21 protein-coding genes are annotated in these 18,503 nt (G+C 57.0%); 3 read left to right on the forward strand and 18 right to left on the reverse strand.

All coding sequences use genetic code 11. The features are described from left to right. Nucleotides 1-47 precede the first annotated feature (47 nt). The 13 genes from tolB to ACYZT1_RS19350 form a co-directional block, all read right to left on the reverse strand. Complete coding sequence (gene tolB, locus ACYZT1_RS19290) at nucleotides 48-1,298, reverse strand: Tol-Pal system beta propeller repeat protein TolB (protein WP_462019285.1); 1,251 nt, start codon at nucleotides 1,296-1,298, stop codon at nucleotides 48-50. Nucleotides 1,299-1,345: 47 nt separating this feature from the next. Continuing rightward, entirely contained in the window at nucleotides 1,346-2,425 is a 1,080-nt protein-coding gene (gene tolA / locus ACYZT1_RS19295) for a cell envelope integrity protein TolA (RefSeq protein ID WP_462016245.1), read from the reverse strand. Beyond that, nucleotides 2,425-2,877: a protein TolR gene (gene tolR / locus ACYZT1_RS19300; protein WP_161781290.1), complete on the reverse strand. Its 453-nt coding sequence runs from the start codon at nucleotides 2,875-2,877 to the stop codon at nucleotides 2,425-2,427. Before tolR ends, tolA begins: the two co-directional genes overlap by 1 nt. Before the next feature lie 23 nt (nucleotides 2,878-2,900). Further along, complete coding sequence (gene tolQ, locus ACYZT1_RS19305; RefSeq protein ID WP_008147369.1) at nucleotides 2,901-3,596, reverse strand: protein TolQ; 696 nt, start codon at nucleotides 3,594-3,596, stop codon at nucleotides 2,901-2,903. Continuing rightward, nucleotides 3,586-4,053 (reverse strand): tol-pal system-associated acyl-CoA thioesterase, encoded by a 468-nt coding sequence (gene ybgC / locus ACYZT1_RS19310; RefSeq protein ID WP_462016246.1) that lies wholly within the window; start codon nucleotides 4,051-4,053, stop codon nucleotides 3,586-3,588. The genes tolQ and ybgC overlap by 11 nt, the downstream gene beginning before the upstream one ends. 127 nt (nucleotides 4,054-4,180) lie before the next feature. Continuing rightward, on the reverse strand, nucleotides 4,181-5,242 hold the full coding sequence (ruvB, locus tag ACYZT1_RS19315) for a Holliday junction branch migration DNA helicase RuvB (protein WP_462016247.1): 1,062 nt from the start codon (nucleotides 5,240-5,242) through the stop codon (nucleotides 4,181-4,183). Continuing rightward, nucleotides 5,243-5,860: a Holliday junction branch migration protein RuvA gene (gene ruvA, locus ACYZT1_RS19320; RefSeq protein WP_462016248.1), complete on the reverse strand. Its 618-nt coding sequence runs from the start codon at nucleotides 5,858-5,860 to the stop codon at nucleotides 5,243-5,245. A gap of 114 nt (nucleotides 5,861-5,974) precedes the next feature. Further along, nucleotides 5,975-6,499, reverse strand: a complete 525-nt coding sequence (gene ruvC / locus ACYZT1_RS19325) for a crossover junction endodeoxyribonuclease RuvC (protein ID WP_462016249.1) — start codon at nucleotides 6,497-6,499, stop codon at nucleotides 5,975-5,977. A gap of 114 nt (nucleotides 6,500-6,613) precedes the next feature. Beyond that, nucleotides 6,614-7,360, reverse strand: a complete 747-nt coding sequence (locus tag ACYZT1_RS19330; RefSeq protein WP_462016250.1) for a YebC/PmpR family DNA-binding transcriptional regulator — start codon at nucleotides 7,358-7,360, stop codon at nucleotides 6,614-6,616. Between the two features lie 136 nt (nucleotides 7,361-7,496). Then, a complete protein-coding gene (gene aspS, locus ACYZT1_RS19335) occupies nucleotides 7,497-9,272 on the reverse strand; it encodes an aspartate--tRNA ligase (RefSeq protein WP_462016251.1) in 1,776 nt (591 codons plus the stop codon). Nucleotides 9,273-9,378: 106 nt separating this feature from the next. Further along, nucleotides 9,379-9,600, reverse strand: a complete 222-nt coding sequence (locus ACYZT1_RS19340) for an FmdB family zinc ribbon protein (RefSeq protein WP_462016252.1) — start codon at nucleotides 9,598-9,600, stop codon at nucleotides 9,379-9,381. 132 nt (nucleotides 9,601-9,732) lie between these two features. Beyond that, nucleotides 9,733-10,071, reverse strand: coding sequence for a ribbon-helix-helix domain-containing protein (locus tag ACYZT1_RS19345; protein ID WP_462016253.1), 339 nt, complete (start codon nucleotides 10,069-10,071; stop codon nucleotides 9,733-9,735). A 253-nt stretch (nucleotides 10,072-10,324) separates the two neighbouring features. Continuing rightward, a complete protein-coding gene (locus ACYZT1_RS19350) occupies nucleotides 10,325-10,795 on the reverse strand; it encodes a Dps family protein (RefSeq protein WP_462016254.1) in 471 nt (156 codons plus the stop codon). A 308-nt stretch (nucleotides 10,796-11,103) separates the two neighbouring features. On the opposite strand from ACYZT1_RS19350, the gene ACYZT1_RS19355 reads away from it, so the two are divergent. Next, on the forward strand, nucleotides 11,104-11,706 hold the full coding sequence (locus ACYZT1_RS19355; RefSeq protein WP_462016255.1) for a cold-shock protein: 603 nt from the start codon (nucleotides 11,104-11,106) through the stop codon (nucleotides 11,704-11,706). 73 nt (nucleotides 11,707-11,779) lie between these two features. Here the strand turns inward: ACYZT1_RS19355 and ACYZT1_RS19360 are convergent, their stop codons facing one another. Together ACYZT1_RS19360 and ACYZT1_RS19365 are read right to left on the reverse strand one after the other, a co-directional pair. Continuing rightward, the gene (locus ACYZT1_RS19360) at nucleotides 11,780-11,986 is read right to left on the reverse strand and encodes a SlyX family protein (RefSeq protein ID WP_462016256.1); all 207 of its coding nucleotides are present in this window, start codon (nucleotides 11,984-11,986) and stop codon (nucleotides 11,780-11,782) included. Nucleotides 11,987-11,988: 2 nt separating this feature from the next. Beyond that, a complete protein-coding gene (locus ACYZT1_RS19365; RefSeq protein ID WP_462016257.1) occupies nucleotides 11,989-12,414 on the reverse strand; it encodes an HIT domain-containing protein in 426 nt (141 codons plus the stop codon). A gap of 896 nt (nucleotides 12,415-13,310) precedes the next feature. Here ACYZT1_RS19365 and ACYZT1_RS19370 point away from each other — a divergent pair. Beyond that, nucleotides 13,311-14,660 (forward strand): OprD family porin, encoded by a 1,350-nt coding sequence (locus ACYZT1_RS19370; RefSeq protein ID WP_462016258.1) that lies wholly within the window; start codon nucleotides 13,311-13,313, stop codon nucleotides 14,658-14,660. A 60-nt stretch (nucleotides 14,661-14,720) separates the two neighbouring features. Here ACYZT1_RS19370 and ACYZT1_RS19375 read toward each other — a convergent pair. The 3 genes from ACYZT1_RS19375 to ACYZT1_RS19385 form a co-directional block, all read right to left on the reverse strand. Further along, a protein-coding gene (locus ACYZT1_RS19375) for an IS3 family transposase (RefSeq protein WP_462016259.1) occupies nucleotides 14,721-15,943 on the reverse strand; the annotation gives its coding sequence in 2 pieces (ribosomal slippage) (nucleotides 14,721-15,592 and nucleotides 15,592-15,943; 1,224 coding nt in all). Nucleotides 15,944-16,052: 109 nt separating this feature from the next. Beyond that, nucleotides 16,053-16,895, reverse strand: a complete 843-nt coding sequence (locus tag ACYZT1_RS19380; RefSeq protein ID WP_462016260.1) for a mechanosensitive ion channel family protein — start codon at nucleotides 16,893-16,895, stop codon at nucleotides 16,053-16,055. 42 nt (nucleotides 16,896-16,937) lie between these two features. Next, nucleotides 16,938-17,423 carry a YajQ family cyclic di-GMP-binding protein gene (locus ACYZT1_RS19385; RefSeq protein ID WP_008029244.1) on the reverse strand — a complete coding sequence of 162 codons (486 nt, stop codon included), beginning with the start codon at nucleotides 17,421-17,423 and terminating at the stop codon, nucleotides 16,938-16,940. Between the two features lie 140 nt (nucleotides 17,424-17,563). Between ACYZT1_RS19385 and ACYZT1_RS19390 the strand changes: the two genes are divergently transcribed. After that, a complete protein-coding gene (locus tag ACYZT1_RS19390) occupies nucleotides 17,564-18,481 on the forward strand; it encodes a putative 2-dehydropantoate 2-reductase (protein WP_462016261.1) in 918 nt (305 codons plus the stop codon). The last annotated feature ends 22 nt before the right edge of the window (nucleotides 18,482-18,503 follow it).

The raw sequence follows: 18,503 nt of genomic DNA on the forward strand, positions 1-18,503 counted from the left end.
TCCTAATGAACCCCAGTGTGTGTCAAGTAAAACGGTAAAGCGCCGCGTCAGTTCAGGTAAGGGGACCAGGAAGGTTCTCTGACTTCGCCTTGTGCGGTAGGAAGCGGGAGCCTTACGCGTCCATTAATGGACACGAGCATCAAGACTCCCCGGCCCTGCTGGCGGGTGGCGTAGATTACCATGGTGCCGTTGGGCGCAACAGTAGGCGACTCGTCCAGAGTGCTATCAGTTAGGATTTTTACACTTCCGCGCTGCAAATCCTGGGCCGCGACCTTGAAATTAGTGAAGCCTTCCTGACGATGGATCATCACCAGAGTCTTCTCATCAGCCGAAAGCTTCGGATTTGCGTTGTAGTTACCAATAAAGGTCACACGTTCCGCACCGCCACCGCTTGCACTGGTTTTGTAGATTTGCGGTTTGCCGCCACGGTCGGAAGTGAAGTAGATGGTCGAACCATCCTTGCCCCAGAACGGTTCGGTGTTGATCCCAGGCCCGTTGGTGACACGAGTGATCTGACGCGAACCCAGGTTCATCACGTAAATGTCCGGGTTACCGTCTTTCGACAGCACGAACGCCAGACGATTGCCATCCGGCGACCAGGCTGGCGCACCGTTCAAGCCTTCGAAGTTGGTGATCTGTTCACGGCGACCGGTGTCGATGTTTTGCATGAAGATGCGCGGACGCTTCTGTTCAAACGACACATAAGCGATGCGCTTGCCATCCGGCGCAAAACGCGGCGACAGGATTGGCTCGCGCGATTGCAGCAGGGTCACAGCGCGGGCACCGTCGTAGTCCGAACGTTGCAGCGTATAACGCGTGTTCTTCTCGGAGAAACGTTCGGCCGTTACGTACAGCAGACGTGTCGAGAACGCACCTTTGATACCGGTAAGTTTTTCGAACGACTGGTCAGCGATGTAATGCGACATGTCGCGCAACTGATCAACACTGCCCGACACGCTGCCGGTCAGCACTTGCTGTTCGGTGGCGACGTTGAACAGCGCGTATTGAACCTGCAGGCGACCGCCGGCAGGAGCAATGCTGCCGACCATGACGTACTGGGCACCGAGTGCCTTGAAGTCACGAAAGATGATTTCGCTGGCCTGACTCGGCTGGCTGATCATGTTCTGTTTTGGAATCGGTGCGTAGTAACCCGAGTTGCGCAGGTCGTTACCGATAATCTCGGCCATGTCGTCCGGCAGCACGCTGCCGCCCTGGTTGCCGAACGGTACGATGGCGATCGGTGCAGCGCGGTCACTGCCGCTGGTGACCAGAATGTTTTTTTCATCGGCTGTCGCCATACCTGCCAGGCAGCAGATAACGACGAGCATTCCTCGAAGAAGGTTTCTCACAAGGCTAGATCCTCAGGTGTGAATGTCATCTTGAATGAACGATACGGAGCGAAATCACTCGGCTTCATTCCCTGCATTTCTGTCAAACGTCCAATATTCTTGACCGCTGCAACTGCTGAAGCGTCAAACGGACCATCGCCGCTGGATTTGGCAACACTGACAGAGGTCACTGTACCGTCCGGCAACATGCCGATTTGCAACACGACCGTCATGCCTTTGCGCGCCGAAGGAGGACGAGCCCAGCCTTCTGCTGCACGAGCACGAATCAGGTCATCGAAACTGCCAGCGACTTCGTCACCCTGCTCATCTGCCAGGGCCTGCTGACGCTGTGGCGTGTCGGAAAGCAGATCTGCCAAGGCCTGAGCCTTTTTCTCTTCGGCGGATTTGCGTGCCGCTTCCTGCGATTTCTTCTTCGCGGCATCGGCAGCCGCTTTCTTCTTCGCGTCTTCGGCGACTTTCTTCTTCGCCTCTTCAGCTTCGGATTTCTTCTTGGCGTCTTCTGCGGCTTTCTTCTTGGCGTCTTCGACGATCTTTTTCTTCGCCTCTTCCGCCGCCGCTTTCTTGGCCTCTTCTTCAGCAGCCTTCTTGGCTTCTTCTTCAGATTTTTTCTTGGCTATATCAGCCAGCTGTTTCTCTTCGGCCTTTTTGGCTTCGGCGGTCTTTTTGGCTTCATCGGCTTTCTTGGCTTCGTCAGCCTTTTTGGCCTCTTCCGCTTTCTTGGTCTCGTCGGCCTTCCTGGATTCTTCGGCTTTTTGAGCCGCGTCTTCCTTCTTTTGTTCCGCGGCCTTGATCGCTTCCTGCTCGATCAGTTTCTGCTCCATCTGTTCGACTTCGGTCTGGCGCGCGGCGGATTTCTTCGCCTCACCCGCAATCTTCTGATTGGTCTGGGTGGTCGCCTGACTTTTCGATTTCAGCTGGTACAGAGTCGCCTGGACAATCGGCTTGGCCGGCGGCAGCTCCGGGGTGAAGGCAAAACTGACGAACAGCATGCCAAACACCAGCACGTGCAGGAAAATCGCCCAGACACTAGGCCAGAAGTAGCTTTCCGAGGCGGACGGCTCTCGCATTTGCTGCATCAGGGCGCCTCGGTAATCAAGCCAACATTACCGACCCCGGCTTTCTGCAATCCGCCCATGGCGCCCATGACCGCGCCGTAATCGACAGTCTTGTCGCCACGAATGAAGACCTGAGTGCGCTTGCCTCCTTCGGTACCGGCGCGAATGATTTTGGTCACTGCGTCAGTCATCTGCGGCAAGGTCATGGCCTTGTCCTGCTGCTTTTCGGTGTCGACTTCGCTGCCAAGGTTCCAGTAATAGGTCTTGTCAGCCTTGATCGAAATGGTCAGGACCTGGGTGTTGTTGTCTTGCGGCAAGGCTTCGCTGGAAACCTTGGGCAGATCAACTTTCACGCCCTGATTGAGCATCGGCGCGGTCACCATGAAGATGACCAGCAGTACCAGCATCACGTCGATGTAAGGCACCACGTTCATCTCGGCAACCGGCTTGCGCTTTTTGCGAGCTCGAGCGATTAAAGCCATTGGAAATTACCTGCTTATTCTTCGCTGGTGTGCACTTTGCGGTGCAGGATCGCCTGGAATTCATCGGCGAAGGTGTAGTAACGGCCCAGCAAGGTTTCGCTGCGTGCAGCAAAACGGTTGTAAGCGATAACGGCCGGGATGGCGGCAAACAGGCCGATTGCCGTAGCAATCAGTGCCTCGGCGATACCCGGAGCCACAGTGGCGAGGGTGGCTTGCTGAGCAGTGGCCAGGCCACGGAAGGAGTTCATGATGCCCCAGACCGTACCGAACAGACCGATATAGGGGCTGACGGAACCAACGGTGGCGAGAAAAGGCAGGCTCTGCTCGAGCTTTTCTTCTTCGCGGGAGATGGCGACGCGCATGGCACGGGCCACGCCTTCCATAACGGCTTCAGGGTCAACGCCTGGCTGCTGGCGCAGACGGGAGAATTCCTTGAAACCGGCGCGGAAGATCTGCTCGACGCCCGAGTCCGGATCAGGATTGCTGCCCGCCTGACGGTACAGTTTGGACAGGTCGATACCCGACCAGAAGCGCTCTTCAAAGCTCTCCAGGGCACGTCGACCGGCGCGCAGCAAGTTGCTGCGCTGAAAGATCATGATCCATGAGGTCACCGATGCGGCTACCAGGATCAGCATTACCAGTTGCACCACGATACTGGCATTGCTGACCAGGCTCCACATGGAGGAATGGTCGACGACGTTAGCTTCCACGCTTTATCTCCTGCTTTGAGTGTGTACCCGCGCCGCTCACGCCGGCAAAGGCCGCACGTAGAGTTTCGGGAATGGCCCGGGGTTTTAAACTTTCAGTGCGCACACAGGCCACCAAAAACTGCCCTTCGCAGAGCAGCGCATCATCTGTAGCCCGTCTGACCTGCTGCTTGAAACGCAGGCTGACACGGTTCAATTCGATTACTTCAGCACTCACCAGAAGCTCGTCGTCCAGTCGCGCCGGCGCGTGGTAACGCGCTTCGCTGGAATGCACGACAAACAACAGGTCCTCGCCTGCCAGCTGGGATTGGGCAAAGCCCAGCTCCCGGAGCCGCTCGGTTCGAGCCCGTTCCATAAACTTGAGGTAGTTGACGTAATACACGATGCCGCCCGCGTCGGTGTCTTCGTAATAAACGCGACAACGATGTGCGAACGGCTCAAGCCCGTTTTGCGCGCGCATACTCTAGTGCTTACTCCTCAGGTTGCCAATCCGGCCAGGCAACTGTTTTTCATTGTTCTGCGCCTTTCTCGCGAAAGTACGGTCCTAGGACAGCACAATGCCCGAAAATTCATTACGCAAAAGTTAATTAATCGTCCACGGCATCGAGAAATTCGTCTACCGCGGGCATCTCGCCCATTCGTGACGGAATGTTTAAGCCGAAATGCAGATAGGCATGCCGCGTGACCACCCGCCCCCGCGGTGTGCGCATGATGTAACCCTGCTGGATCAGATAAGGCTCCAGCACGTCTTCAATGGTGTGGCGCTCTTCACTGATCGCCGCTGCCAGGCTGTCGACCCCGACAGGCCCGCCGTCGAACTTCTCGATCATGGTCAGCAGCAGGCGGCGATCCTGGTGATCGAAACCGCGCTCGTCGACATCCAGCAGATTCAGGGCGAGGTCGGCAATCGGCTTGGTGATGTGCCCCTTGGCCCGGACCTCGGCAAAATCGCGCACCCGACGCAACAGACGGTTGGCGATCCGCGGAGTTCCACGGGCACGTCGGGCAATTTCAAAGGCGCCTTCGGGGTCCAGTGGCAAACCGAGGATGGTTGCCGAACGACTGACGATGGTCGCCAGGTCGGCCGTGCTGTAAAACTCGAGTCGCTGGACGATGCCGAAGCGATCGCGTAACGGGTTGGTCAGCATGCCGGCACGGGTGGTCGCACCGACCAGGGTGAACGGTGGCAGATCCAGCTTGATGGAACGCGCCGCCGGACCTTCGCCAATCATGATGTCGAGCTGGAAATCTTCCATCGCCGGGTACAGCACTTCTTCCACGATCGGGGACAAGCGGTGGATTTCGTCGATAAACAGGACGTCGTGCGGTTCGAGGTTGGTCAGCAATGCCGCCAGATCACCGGGACGCTCGAGTACCGGGCCCGAGGTGCTCTTGATCGACACACCCATTTCCTGCGCGATGATGTTGGCCAGAGTCGTTTTGCCCAGCCCCGGCGGACCGAAAATAAGCGTGTGGTCCAGGGATTCATTACGCCCGCGCGCCGCCTGGATGAACAGTTCCATTTGCTCGCGAACGGTCGGCTGGCCGATGTATTCGGCCAGGCTGACAGGACGAATCGCCCGATCCTGAACCTCTTCACGGTCGCGAGGGGCCGGCGTGGCGGTAATCAGACGGTCAGCTTCAATCACTTAAATCATTCCCTTCAGGGCACGGCGAATCAGGTCTTCACTGCTCAAGCCTTTCTCCTTGATGGCGGAAATCGCTTTGCTGGCTTCCTGCGGCTTGTAGCCCAGAGAAATCAGCGCGCTGACCGCGTCGTTTTCGGCGGTGGCGACCGCTGCTGGCGCATCAGGCCCGCCGGGCTGGTTGGGCACCAGTGCGAACATCGCCGGTACGGTTTCCCAGGCCTTGAAGCGATCCTTGAGCTCCACCAGCAAACGCTCGGCGGTTTTCTTGCCCACACCCGGCACCTTGGTCAGGGCCGAAGTGTCCTGCGATTGCACACAACGCACCAGTTCGTCGACTTCCAGACTCGACATCAAAGCCAGCGCCAATTTTGGCCCTACCCCATTGAGGCGGATCAACTCGCGAAAAAAGTCTCGCTCACGCTTGCTCGCGAAACCATAGAGTAACTGCGCGTCTTCGCGTACGACCAAATGGGTGTGCAGTGTCAGCGGTTCGCCGACCGACGGCAGGCGATACAACGTGGTCATGGGCACTTCCAGTTCATACCCCAGCCCGTTTACATCCAGAATCAGGTGCGGCGGCTGTTTCTCAGCCAATGTGCCGCGCAAGCGTCCAATCACGTTTCAGATCCTTGAGCGTTGGCCAGTTCAGTGCTGGCGACTGACAGAACAAGGGTTTTGCGCCGACGACCCAGGCGCAAAACCCTCATTCCCTATAAATGATTGCTGATGCTATCAGAGACGCAGGCGCCCGCCACGACTGCGTGCGGTTCCCAAGCCGTGCGGCAACAGACTGGACCGGGTGTGGGCATGACAAATAGCGATCGCGAGGGCGTCCGAGGCGTCGATTTGCGGTTTGCTGGTCAATTTCAGCATGTGCATGACCATCATCTGCACCTGCTCCTTATTCGCCGCGCCAGTCCCGGTCACGGCCTGCTTGACCTGGGTCGCGGTGTACTCGGCGATTTCCAGGCTTTCTTCGGCACCGGCGACGATAGCCGCACCTCGCGCCTGGCCCAGTTTCAACGCTGAATCGGCATTGCGCGCCATGAACACCTTTTCGATGCCCATGGTGACCGGGCCGTAGGTCTGGATTACTTCACGCACGCTGCGATAGACGATCTGCAGCCGCTCGTGCAGCTCGCCGGACCCTGTGCGAATGCAGCCGGACGCCACGTAAACACAGCCGCGTCCGGTATCGCATACCACGCCATAACCGGTGATGCGCGAACCGGGATCGATGCCAAGAATTAAAGTCATAACTGCATTCTGTAGGAGCGAGCTTGCTCACGATGGACGTTAACGATAAAGCGCACTGCCTGAATCAGCGGCGCACTCGGGTATATCGCGAGCAAGCTCGCTCCTACAGAGGTATCAACCGAGCTGGGCTACCACGTCTTCCGGAATATCGGCATTGGAGTAGACGTTCTGCACATCATCCAGGTCTTCAAGCATGTCGATCAGCTTGAGCACCTTCTCGGCACCTTCCAGATCCAGTTCAGCATTGGTGGTGGGCAGCATGACGATTTCCGCGTCATCGCCTTTGAACCCGGCCGCTTCCAACGCGTTACGCACGGAATAGAAACCGGCGAACGAGGTGAATACGTCAATGGAGCCGTCTTCATGGGTGACCACATCATCGGCATCGGCTTCCATGGCCGCTTCGATCAGTGCGTCCTCATCAACGCCCGGTGCGAAGGAAATCTGCCCCTTGCGTTCAAACAGGTAAGCCACGGAACCGTCGGTGCCGAGGTTGCCGCCGCACTTGCTGAAGGCGTGACGGACGGCTGCTGCGGTGCGGTTGCGGTTGTCGGTCATGCACTCGACCATCACTGCCACGCCGCCTGGCCCGTAACCTTCGTAGGTCAGTTCGACCATGTCGTCGGTATCGGCCGCGCCGGCACCACGAGCGACCGCGCGATCAATGATGTCGCGGCTCATGTTGGCGCCCAGAGCCTTGTCCAGCGCCAGGCGCAAACGCGGGTTGGAGCCCGGATCGCTGCCGCCCTGACGCGCCGCGACGGTCAGCTCACGAATCCACTTGGTGAAGATCTTGCCTTTCTTGGCATCCTGACGCTCTTTGCGGTGTTTGATGTTCGCCCACTTGGAATGGCCAGCCATAACACAACTCCAAAAATTCTCTAGAAACCTTATCGATCCCGCCCCAGGCGGATTTTGCCCCTTGTAAAGCAAAGGCGCATCCGAAGATGCGCCTTTTAGACTGCGTAAAACCTTATCGCGCTTTCACGCAGCAGCCTTACTCAGCCTTCGGCGTCTCGCGCAGACGGATGTGCAGCTCGCGCAAAGCCTTGGCATCCACCACGCCCGGAGCCTGCGTCATCACGTCGGCTGCACTCTGGGTTTTCGGGAACGCGATCACTTCACGGATCGACTGGGCGCCGGTCATCAGCATCACCAGACGGTCAAGGCCGAAGGCCAGACCACCGTGGGGCGGCGCGCCGTATTTCAGGGCATCGAGCAGGAAGCCGAATTTCTCTTCTTGCTCCGCTTCGTTGATCCCCAGCAGACGGAAAACCGATTGCTGCATTTCCTTGCGGTGGATACGGATCGAACCGCCACCCAGCTCGGTACCGTTCAAGACCATGTCGTAGGCACGGGACAGAGCGCCAGCCGGGTTGGCTTCGAGCTCTTGCGGCGTGCACTTCGGTGCTGTGAACGGGTGATGCAAGGCGCTGAAACTGCCGTCTTCGTTTTCTTCGAACATCGGGAAATCGACAACCCACATCGGTGCCCACTTGCAGGTCAGCAGGTCCAGGTCGTGGCCCAGCTTGATCCGCAGTGCACCCAGCGCTTCGCTGACGATCTTGGCCTTGTCGGCGCCGAAGAACACGATATCGCCGTCGACCGCACCAACTCGATCAAGGATCACGTTGAGGTTGGCTTCCGGAATGTTCTTGACGATTGGCGATTGCAGGCCTTCAACACCCTTGGCGCGCTCGTTGACCTTGATGTAAGCCAGGCCCTTTGCACCGTAGATGCCGACGAACCTGGTGTAATCGTCGATCTGCTTGCGCGGCATGCTCGCCCCGCCCGGAACGCGCAAGGCCGCAATCCGGCATTTCGGGTCGTTGGCCGGGCCGCTGAACACCTTGAAATCGACGTCCTTGAGCTGATCGGCCACGTCGACCAGTTCCAGCGGGTTACGCAGGTCTGGCTTGTCGGAACCGTAGCGGCGCATGGCCTCTTCAAAAGTCATGTGCGGGAATTCGCCGAACTCCAGGTTCAACACTTCCTTGAACAGGTTGCGAATCATCTGCTCGGTCAGGCCCATGATCTCTTTTTCATCGAGGAAGCTGGTCTCGATGTCGATCTGGGTGAATTCCGGCTGACGATCGGCGCGCAGGTCTTCGTCGCGGAAGCATTTGGCGATCTGGTAGTAACGGTCGAAGCCCGCCACCATCAGCAGTTGCTTGAACAGCTGCGGCGATTGCGGCAAGGCAAAGAAGCTGCCGGCGTGAGTACGGCTCGGCACCAGATAGTCACGTGCGCCTTCCGGCGTGGCCCGGGTCAGGATGGGTGTCTCGACGTCGAGGAAACCGTTTTCGTCAAGGAAGCGGCGAATGCTGGTGGTCATGCGCGAACGCAGACGCAGCTTCTCGGCCATTTCAGGGCGACGCAGGTCGAGGAAGCGATAACGCAGGCGGGTTTCTTCGCCGACGTCGGAGAACTCGTTCAGCGGGAACGGCGGAGTTTCCGACTCGTTCAGCACTTCCAGTTCGTAACCCAGTACTTCGATCATGCCCGACGCCATGTTGGCGTTGGTGGCACCGGCCGGTCGCAGGCGAACCTTGCCGGTGATCTTCACGACGTATTCGCTGCGCACGCGATCGGCGGCGGCGAAGCTCTCGGCGCGATCGGGGTCGAACACCACCTGGGCCAGACCGTCACGATCACGGATATCGAGGAAAATCACCCCACCGTGGTCGCGGCGGCGGTGCACCCATCCGCAAAGGGTAATTTCCTGGCCTTCCAGGCTTTCGTTCAGTTGGCCGCAATAATGGCTGCGCATCATGGTCGTGGTCACTTCTCGTAATTCGAAATTCGGTTGGAGGCCTTGCACCCATCGACTGCTGGACGATGCAAGAACCCGCACGTGTGGTTCATACCGGGTCCAGGCCCTAGTCAGCTTTGTCGCCGCCGGCCAGGTTCTTCCTGGAACCGGTCTTGAAGTCGGTTTCGTACCAGCCAGTGCCGCTAAGGCGGAAGCCCGGCATGGACAGCATCTTTTTCAGCTCTGGCGCCTGACAGGCAGGGCAGTCGACCAGCGCTGCCGCGCTGATCTTTTGAATGGCTTCCAACTGATGACCACAGGAAGCACATTGATAGTCGTACATCGGCATGGGGTTGTCTCGGCGATCAGATTGCTACCGCGCACGCTGGGTTTTGCGGCAAAGAGCGGGATTATATCCATTAAATGCAGCCTGTGCAGCCGTAAGTCCGCACAGACTGACACTCCATGCTTGCATACCCGATCAGACCGTGACGACGCAATTCCCTTCTTTCAGGCTGTGAACGACGCAGACGACCCGCACCAGCCCGCTGAAATTTTTCACCCCGCCGTGCCGCAAGTGCACTTCACGGTCCACGTGCGACAATAGCGCGCTGATCGAGCAGCAATTGACCTTGGCCATTTCGGCGAGAATGTCCCAATAAACCTGCTCGAGCCGCAAACACGTCGCAAAGCCGTTCAGTCGTACCGACCGCGACAATGGCTGCGCCAGGCCCATATCGAATCCCCTGATAAACGGATCAACCCTTACATCCTTGAGTAAACCGACCCGAACTCCACTTCGCCCCTCTTCATAAACCATACCGCTGACACTCCTTTGCCATTTCTGGTATTCAAGAACTCTGTTGCAAGTCCTATAAAAACGCAGGCGCAAAGTTATCTCCAGATGACTTTATGACCGTCAACGTAGGATAAGCCAACAACTTCAAGCGGATAGTGGAGAGCGTCCTAGTCCGGACGATTTCCTACATAAGCGTGGGAAGGTTCATTCAGCCGGCAAGGGATAAAACGATTGCGCGAACGACGCCCATGGGCATCATTCGCGCATCGGTGTGTTACTGATCCAGAAGAGACCGCAACATCCACGCGGTTTTCTCGTGAACCTGCATACGCTGGGTCAACAGGTCGGCCGTCGGCTCGTCGCTGACTTTGTCGAGCAGAGGAAAGATACCGCGGGCGGTACGCGTCACCGCCTCCTGTCCTTCCACCAGTTGCCTGATCATGTCTTCAGCGCCTGGCACACCCTCTTCTTCCTTGATCGAAGACAGGCGCGCATAAACTGCGTAGGCACCCGGGGCCGGAAAACCCAGCGCACGGATACGCTCGGCGATCGAATCGACGGCCAGCGCCAACTCGTTATATTGCTCCTCAAACATCAGGTGCAGGGTCCGAAACATGGGCCCGGTGACGTTCCAGTGGAAGTTGTGGGTTTTCAGATAGAGCACATAAGTGTCCGACAGCAGTCGCGAAAGTCCGTCAACGATGGACTTGCGATCTTCTTCACTGATACCGATATCAATTGCCATGTTTTTCCCCTAAAGGTGATCACATTCATCTGACAGGTGCCGGACCACTCTAGCAAGCCTGTCGCCACACTGCAGCTATGGATACCGCCGGCAACTGCGACAAATTGCCCTCAACACACCACTGGACCGCCTGATTTGAGTAGCCGCGAGCTTTGCTGTTAAATAGACAGCGTGTCGCTGGCGCCTATTTTTCCGGGCGCTGCGCATAGGCTGATACCGGGTACGTGTCCAACGCCTCTTTTTGGTCTGAAGCGAACCGTGCTCCGTCAGCTCTTCCTTGTGATCCGTCTTAACGTGAGTTAATCAAAATGTTGAAAATCGTCCACCTGCTAATGGGCGCAGCAGCCTTGCTGCTGTCCTTCATCCCGAGTCTGGGATCCGACGCCGTACCTTACCTGCAACAACCCGATGCACTGTATCTGGCCTTCTTCGGCCTGCTCAACCTCACCCTCGCACCTGTCATCCCGTACTGGAACAAAGGCCCGCGCCACCAGTTGCAAAACCTGGTCAGCGCACTGCTGGTATTGGCAGTGGCATTACAAACCCTGGCACTGCTCGCGCCGATGCCGTTCATCGCGGATCAACCGGCCGTGCTGTTCAGCCTCGTTGTTGCACTGATCGCCGTTCTTCTGCACCTGGCCATCAGCTTCTACAAATCGTCACCGGCCGCAGTTTCGCCGAGCTACGACATGACCAACCGCGATACCGGCACCGTCAAGTGGTTCAACACATCCAAGGGCTTCGGCTTCATCTCCCGTGACTCCGGCGATGATATTTTCGTGCACTTCCGGGCCATTCGTGGCGAAGGCCATCGCGTTCTGGTTGAAGGCCAGCGCGTGGAGTTCTCCGTGATGAATCGTGACAAAGGCCTGCAAGCCGAAGATGTGATTGCTGCACTGCCGCGACGCTGATTGAAGGCATAAAAAAACCGCGACGGGTCGCGGTTTTTTTATGCCCGCATTTAACTGCGGATAATGAGTCGGCTTAATAATGCGGCGGTGGCGCCTCGTCCTCGGACGACCCGAACTGGCCGACCATTTCTTCTTGCCGCTTCAGCAGTGCGCTCATCTGCAACTGCAGACGCTCCACTGCCCGCTGCTGCACCGCCAGCACGTCACTCAACGCCTGGATGGTGTCATCCTGAAACGCCAACTGGCTTTCCAGGTCGGTTACGCGATCTTCCAGACTCATGGTCAACCCTCCAGAAACGTGAAGTCATCGGTCAACACCACACGCAATCGCTCGCGAATTGCCACGATCTGGTCCGGACTGTACGGTTTGGCGGGATGCCTGCCCCACACCGGCGCAGGCCAGGCCGCATCATCACGCTTGCGCACAATCACGTGCATGTGCAACTGACTGACCACGTTGCCCAAGGCCGCAACATTAAGCTTGTCGGCGTCGAACGAATCCTTCAGCCCTTCTGACAACGTGGTGGTTTCCTGCCACAACTGTTGTTGATCGGCAACATCCAGCTGAAATATCTCACTGATACCTTCGCGACGCGGCACCAGGATGAACCAGGGATAATTCGAATCATTGGACAGCAGCAATCGGCTGAGCGGAAAGTCTCCGATCGCCAGTGTGTCTTGTTGCAGTCGTGGATCTAAGGCAAACACTGTGCGCACTCCGGTTTGTCATCAAGTTCAGCCTGGCCGCGCCACGCGAAACGGCGCACCAAGCGACAGAACGTCAGCATACCTGCGAACTGTTGCGGCTTCACGGAAGATGCGAACGACCGCAGTGCAATTCACGCCCCGACATGAGCCATTATTGTTGCGAGCGCACCGTTTCAGAACCTGTGTTACCGGGTGCGCGCGCAAAATGACAGGTGAATCGCGCCCTGCTCGCGCGCGCCTGCGGACCGCATCGTGTTGATCCGGAAAAATACACACGATTTTTCGCACCAAAACCGCACAGTGCGTCTACGCTCAGTGCGGCAGGTAACCGCCATTTACTCAATGGAGGGGTGAACCGGTAACATTTTTCGTTGTCGGGCGAGCGGGCAGGTTTAACCACCACACCGGCCTGCATGCCGTCAAGCAGGATTAAAAAGGGCTTGTAACCCCCGGTTTTATGGGGTTTTTAGCGGTACCTACAGGTGTTTTGAAAAAAATATCGAGGGGTTGCAGGTTTGAGCACGCTTGTTGCATTACTCCACACATCGCCTCTGAAGCGTCTGCGGGAAGTGGATTGTTCAGAGGCCAATAAATAAACGTGGCAGGGCTGCCCGACGGAGATTCGCACGCGGTGCAAGGGACTCTTTTCACCGATGCTAAAGCCTGGAAAAACAGTGCTGAAGTTGCCAAAAGGCATGGCATCGGGTTGTAGATTTGCGACGTCTAGCCAGCTGTTTGCGACAGTGTCGTAAAGAAGTTGAATGGTCGGATTAGCAAGTATCGCCAACAAGGTCGGCGTGATATAAGTTTGCGTCGACACAAAAAGAAAGAGCCGCCCAGATAAAAAAACAGGTGGGACGGCAGAACTCTTCTAAAAACCAAAGGAGCAAATCACGATGCGCGTGATGAAGTGGAGCATGATCGCACTGGCAGTTGCAGCAGCAGCCAGTTCCCAATTGGCAACAGCCGCACCTTTCGTAAGCGACCAGGCCGAAGCCAAAGGCTTTGTTGAAGACGCAAAACTCGATTTGCTGGTGCGTAACTATTATTTCAACCGTGATAACAAAGACCGCGGCCGTGACCAGAAAGACTGGACTCAAGGCCTGCTCGGCAACTTCAGCTCCGGCTACACCCAAGGTACCGTTGGTGTCGGCGTTGATGCATACGGTTATCTGGCGATCAAACTGGACGGCGGCGACGGCACCAGCGGCTCCGGCAACATGAGCCGCAGCGATACCGTTAATCCCAACAATGGCGCTCGCGACGTTAACGACAGCCAGGGTAAAGCCGGCGCGTCGGTCAAAGTCCGCGTTTCCAAAACCGAGTTGAAATTCGGCGACATGCAGCCAAGCACCGCGCCGGTGTTCGCTGTTGGCGGCTCCCGTATCATTCCGCAAACCGCCACTGGCTTCCAGCTGCAGAGCAGCGAGATCCAAGATCTTGATCTGGAAGCAGGTCACTTCTACTCGGCTTCCAGCCAGGATAAAAACGCTCGTGACGGCGGCCTGTACGCTAACTACGCTGGCGTTGAAGCCAACACCATCGATTATTTCGGCGGCAAGTACGGCATCTCCGAAAACCTCAGCGCTTCCCTGTACGGCGCCAAGCTGGATGACATCTGGAACCAGTACTACGCGAACCTGAACTACACCATTCCAATGGGTGACGATCAGTCGCTGAACCTGGACGGTAACATTTACCGTACCACCGACGAAGGCAGCGCCGAAGCGGGCTCCATCAGCAACACCACGTTCTCCCTGGCAGCCGCTTACTCGTTCCTGAAAGCGCACACCGTCACCGTGGGCTTCCAAAAAGTTAACGGCGACACTCCGTTCGACTACATCGGTGTGGGCAAGAACAACCGCGGTGGCGACTCGATCTTCCTCGCCAACTCCATCCAGTACTCCGACTTCAACGGTCCGAACGAAAAGTCTGCACAAATTCGTTATGACCTGAAAATGGCTGAGTACGGCGTTCCAGGTCTGAGCTTCATGACCCGTTACGTGAAAGGTTGGGACATCGATGGCTCCAACACTCCATCGGGCAGCGCTTACACTGGCCTGTATGGCGAAGATGGCAAGCACAACGAAACCAACTTTGAAGCCAAGTATGTTATTCAGAGTGGCCCGGCCAAGGACCTTTCCTTCCGCGCTCGCCAAGCATGGCACTTCGCCAATGCTGACCAAGGCGAAGGCGACGTTAAAGAGTTCCGTCTGATCGTTGACTACCCGCTGTCGATCTTGTAATCGCAAGCAGTTAATTTGCGGTATGTCTAGTCCTGAAATAGGTTTACACCTATTTCAGTCTCAAAACGCCCGGTGCACCGCATCGGGCGTTTTGTATTTCAGGGATAAGTGCGGCCGCTCCCCGTTGTAGATCAGCACCGACTCATCCACCATTTTTACTGCATCCGCCAAATCTTTGGGGCGGTGCAGCAAAAACTCAGTTTTCAGTATTCCGTTTATCCGCTCTGCCATCGCGTTCTGATAGCAATCGTAGCCGTCCGTCATTGAGCACTTGATCCCATGCTTCGCGTGCATTTGCTGGTACAGGTCGGAACAGTATTGGGCTCCGCGATCCGAGTGATGGATGAGCGGCTGCATGGATTTTCGCTGGCTAACAGCTCTCTGCAACGCTTTGACCACCGACTCTGTGTGCAGGCTGTCATGCACATGATGACCCACGATCTTGCGTGAGTACGCGTCTGTTATCAGGCTGACGTAAACAACACTTTCCCGCGTGGGCAGATAGGTAATATCGGCAACCCAAACCTGCTCGGGCCTGCTGGCGATAACTTGTTCCGGGCCTGCTTTGAGCAGGTTGGGATGGCGACGGAACCGATGATGGCTATGCGTAGTTTTATGATAAGCGCGCTTTCGAGGAACCAGCTCTCGCGCTTCGCGCAAGATGGAAAAAAGACGGTCTCGACCAACAAATACCTGCTCTCCCGCCTCAGTACTCATCAGATAATGCAGCTTGCGCGTGCCTAACCTCGGCTGGCGACGCCGCTTTTCCAGAACAAAGTCCACCACTTGCTGGTCTTGGTGAGCTTTCGCATCAAAGGCTCGGTTACGTTTGTAATAGGCTTGGCGCGAAATGCCCATAAACAGGCAAGCCCTGGTAATGCTCAGGTCTTGGATTTGCCCTTGCGAGAGGACTTGCCGGGTCGCTTTTTTACGATGGACACACCGTAATCATTTTTTAAGACGTTCACGACAGCTTCAAAAAATTGGGCCTTCTGATTGCTCAGCGCCAACTGTTCTTCAAGTTCTTTGATCCGCTGCTCGGGTGTCAGCGGGAGGTTGGGGTCGGTCATCGGCCTGCTCCGCAGCGCTCGGATTGAGGCGCCTTGGCTCCAGTCCTGCCGGCCATGCTTGCGCAACCAAACCAGTACCGTGGACCGGCCCTGAATGCCAAAGCGCCGTTGAGCCTCTTTATAACTCAACTCGCCTTTTTCGACTTGGTCTACGACCGACAATTTAAAAGCTAGCGTGTAGTCACGCTGGCTGCGCCTTTTTCCCGTATCCATTGAATCCTCCTGAAGAAAGGTCAGAAGGTGTAAACCTTATTCAGGACGGGACAGTAACAAACAAAAGGCCCATCTTCGGATGGGCCTTTTTTTATTGCATTTTTTTTGCTTACTGCACCGCCGATTCCTGCACCACACGAATCACACGTTGTGGAAAGGGAATATCGATACCGGCATTTTTCAAGCGGTCACGCGCCTGTTCATTGAACATGAACATCACGCTCCAGTAATCCGCAGTTTTTACCCACACCCGCAGTGATACCGTAATGGCACTGTCCCCGAGGGTCGAAATAACCGCCTCTGGCGCTGGATCGGACAAAATCCGCGAATCGTTGGCCAAATCAAGCAACACTTCGCGGGCTTTCTGCAGATCCGCCTCGTAATCCACGCCCACATCAAATACAACTTTGCGCGTCGGTTGACGATTGGTGTTGGTGATGATGCCATTCGACAGGTTGCCATTGGGCATGATGATGGTTTTGTTATCGCCAGTGCGAAGCACGGTGTGGAAAATTTGAATACTGTCGACAGTGCCCGCGACACCTTGCGCTTCGATCCAGTCACCGATGCGGAACGGACGGAACAGCAGAATCAGCACACCGCCAGCGAAATTCGCCAGGCTGCCCTGCAATGCCAGACCAATGGCCAGACCCGCCGCACCAATCGCGGCCACGAACGAAGTGGTTTCCACACCAATCATCGAAGCCACGCTGACAACCAGCAGCACCTTGAGAATGATGTTCGCCAGACTGCTGATGAACCCTTGCAAGGCCAGATCGGCGTTGCGCAGTGCGAGCAGAGCGCCCAGCTTCTGCGTCACTTTATTGATGAGCCACCAGCCAATGGCCAACGTGATGACGGCCAGCAGGACACGGCTGCCGTATTCCATGATCATCGGGATCCAGGCTTGGGACGCCTTGACCAAGTGATCCACTTCAGCATTCAAATCCATCTACGTTCTCCTGATTTTTTACACATCCCTGCCCCTGAGAGGTCAGTCGCGGAAGTTGTTGAACTGCAGCGGCATGTCGAACGTCTTGGCCCGCAGGGCGGCAATCGCTTCCTGCAGATCGTCACGTTTTTTGCCGGTAATGCGTACTTGCTCGCCCTGAATGGCGGCTTGCACCTTGAGCTTGGCATCCTTGACGTGAGCGACGATTTTCTTCGCCAGCTCTTTGTCGATACCTTCCTTGAGGACGGCTTCCTGCTTCATCAACTTGCCCGAAGCGTAGGCATCCTTGACCTCAAGGCACTGCACGTCGATTTTGCGCTTGACCAGCGCCAGCTTGAGGATCTCAATCATCGCTTCGAGCTGGAAATCGGCTTCAGCGGTCAGGTTGACGGTGAGTTCCTTTTCCTTGAATTCGAAGGTGCCTTTGCCTTTCAGGTCATAACGACGATCGAGTTCCTTGACGGCGTTTTCGACCGCGTTGGTGACTTCGTGTTTGTCCAGTTCGGATACCACGTCGAACGACGGCATGTAATCTCTCCAATAGAGGGCGCGCTCAGTGTTGACGGAGCACGCCTGGCTTGCGGTTAAAATCCGCGCTGATTATAACGGGTCTTTCCAATCATTCACTGCGAGCCTCGAATGCGCGCCTCAAACAGAGCAAAAAGCTGATGTCCATTCCCTGGCATGTTCTGGGCGCCGGCAGTCTCGGCACGTTGTGGGCGACACGTCTGACCCGCGCCGGGCGACCGGTGACACTGATCGTGCGGGACGCGGCACGCTTGCAGGCTTACCAGGCTGCGGGCGGTCTGACGCTGGTGGAGCATGGACAAGCAACGACCTATGCAGTCCCGGCCGAAACCGCTGAGAGCAACGAGCCGATCCGCCGGTTGCTGGTGGCGTGCAAAGCCTACGATGCCGTGAAAGCCGTGGCTCAGCTGGCCACTCGCCTGACGCCCGACGCCGAACTGGTCCTGCTGCAAAACGGACTCGGCAGTCAGGATGAGGTGGCGGCGCAAGTGCCGCAGGCGCGCTGCATCAGCGCCTCGAGCACCGAAGGCGCCTTTCGCGAGGGTGAATGGCGCGTGGTGTTCGCCGGTCACGGCTACACCTGGTTGGGAGATGCCAGCCATCCAGTCGCCCCGATCTGGCTCGAAGACCTCGCCGCGGCGGGCATTCCCCACGAATGGAGCCCCGACATCCTGACCCGGTTATGGCGCAAGCTGGCGCTCAATTGTGCGATCAATCCGCTGACAGTGCTGCACAACTGCCGCAACGGCGGCTTGCAGGACCATCAATGCGAAGTGGCCACGCTCTGCGCCGAACTCCGCGAATTGCTCGAGCGATGCGGTCAACCGGCCGCAGCAGAAAACCTGCAGCAGGAAGTCGAGCGAGTGATCCACGCCACTGCCGCCAACTATTCTTCGATGTTCCAGGATGTCAGCAATCACCGACGCACCGAAATCAGCTATCTGCTGGGCCATGCGTGCAAGGTCGCGGCGCGGCACCAACTGAACCTGCCGCATCTTAATCAACTGCAACAGCGGCTAATCAATCATCTGCAGCGCCTTGGATTGCCCAGCGACTGAGCAGCGGCTACGCTGGCCACTT

Source organism: Pseudomonas sp. PB3P13 (genome assembly GCF_054897735.1).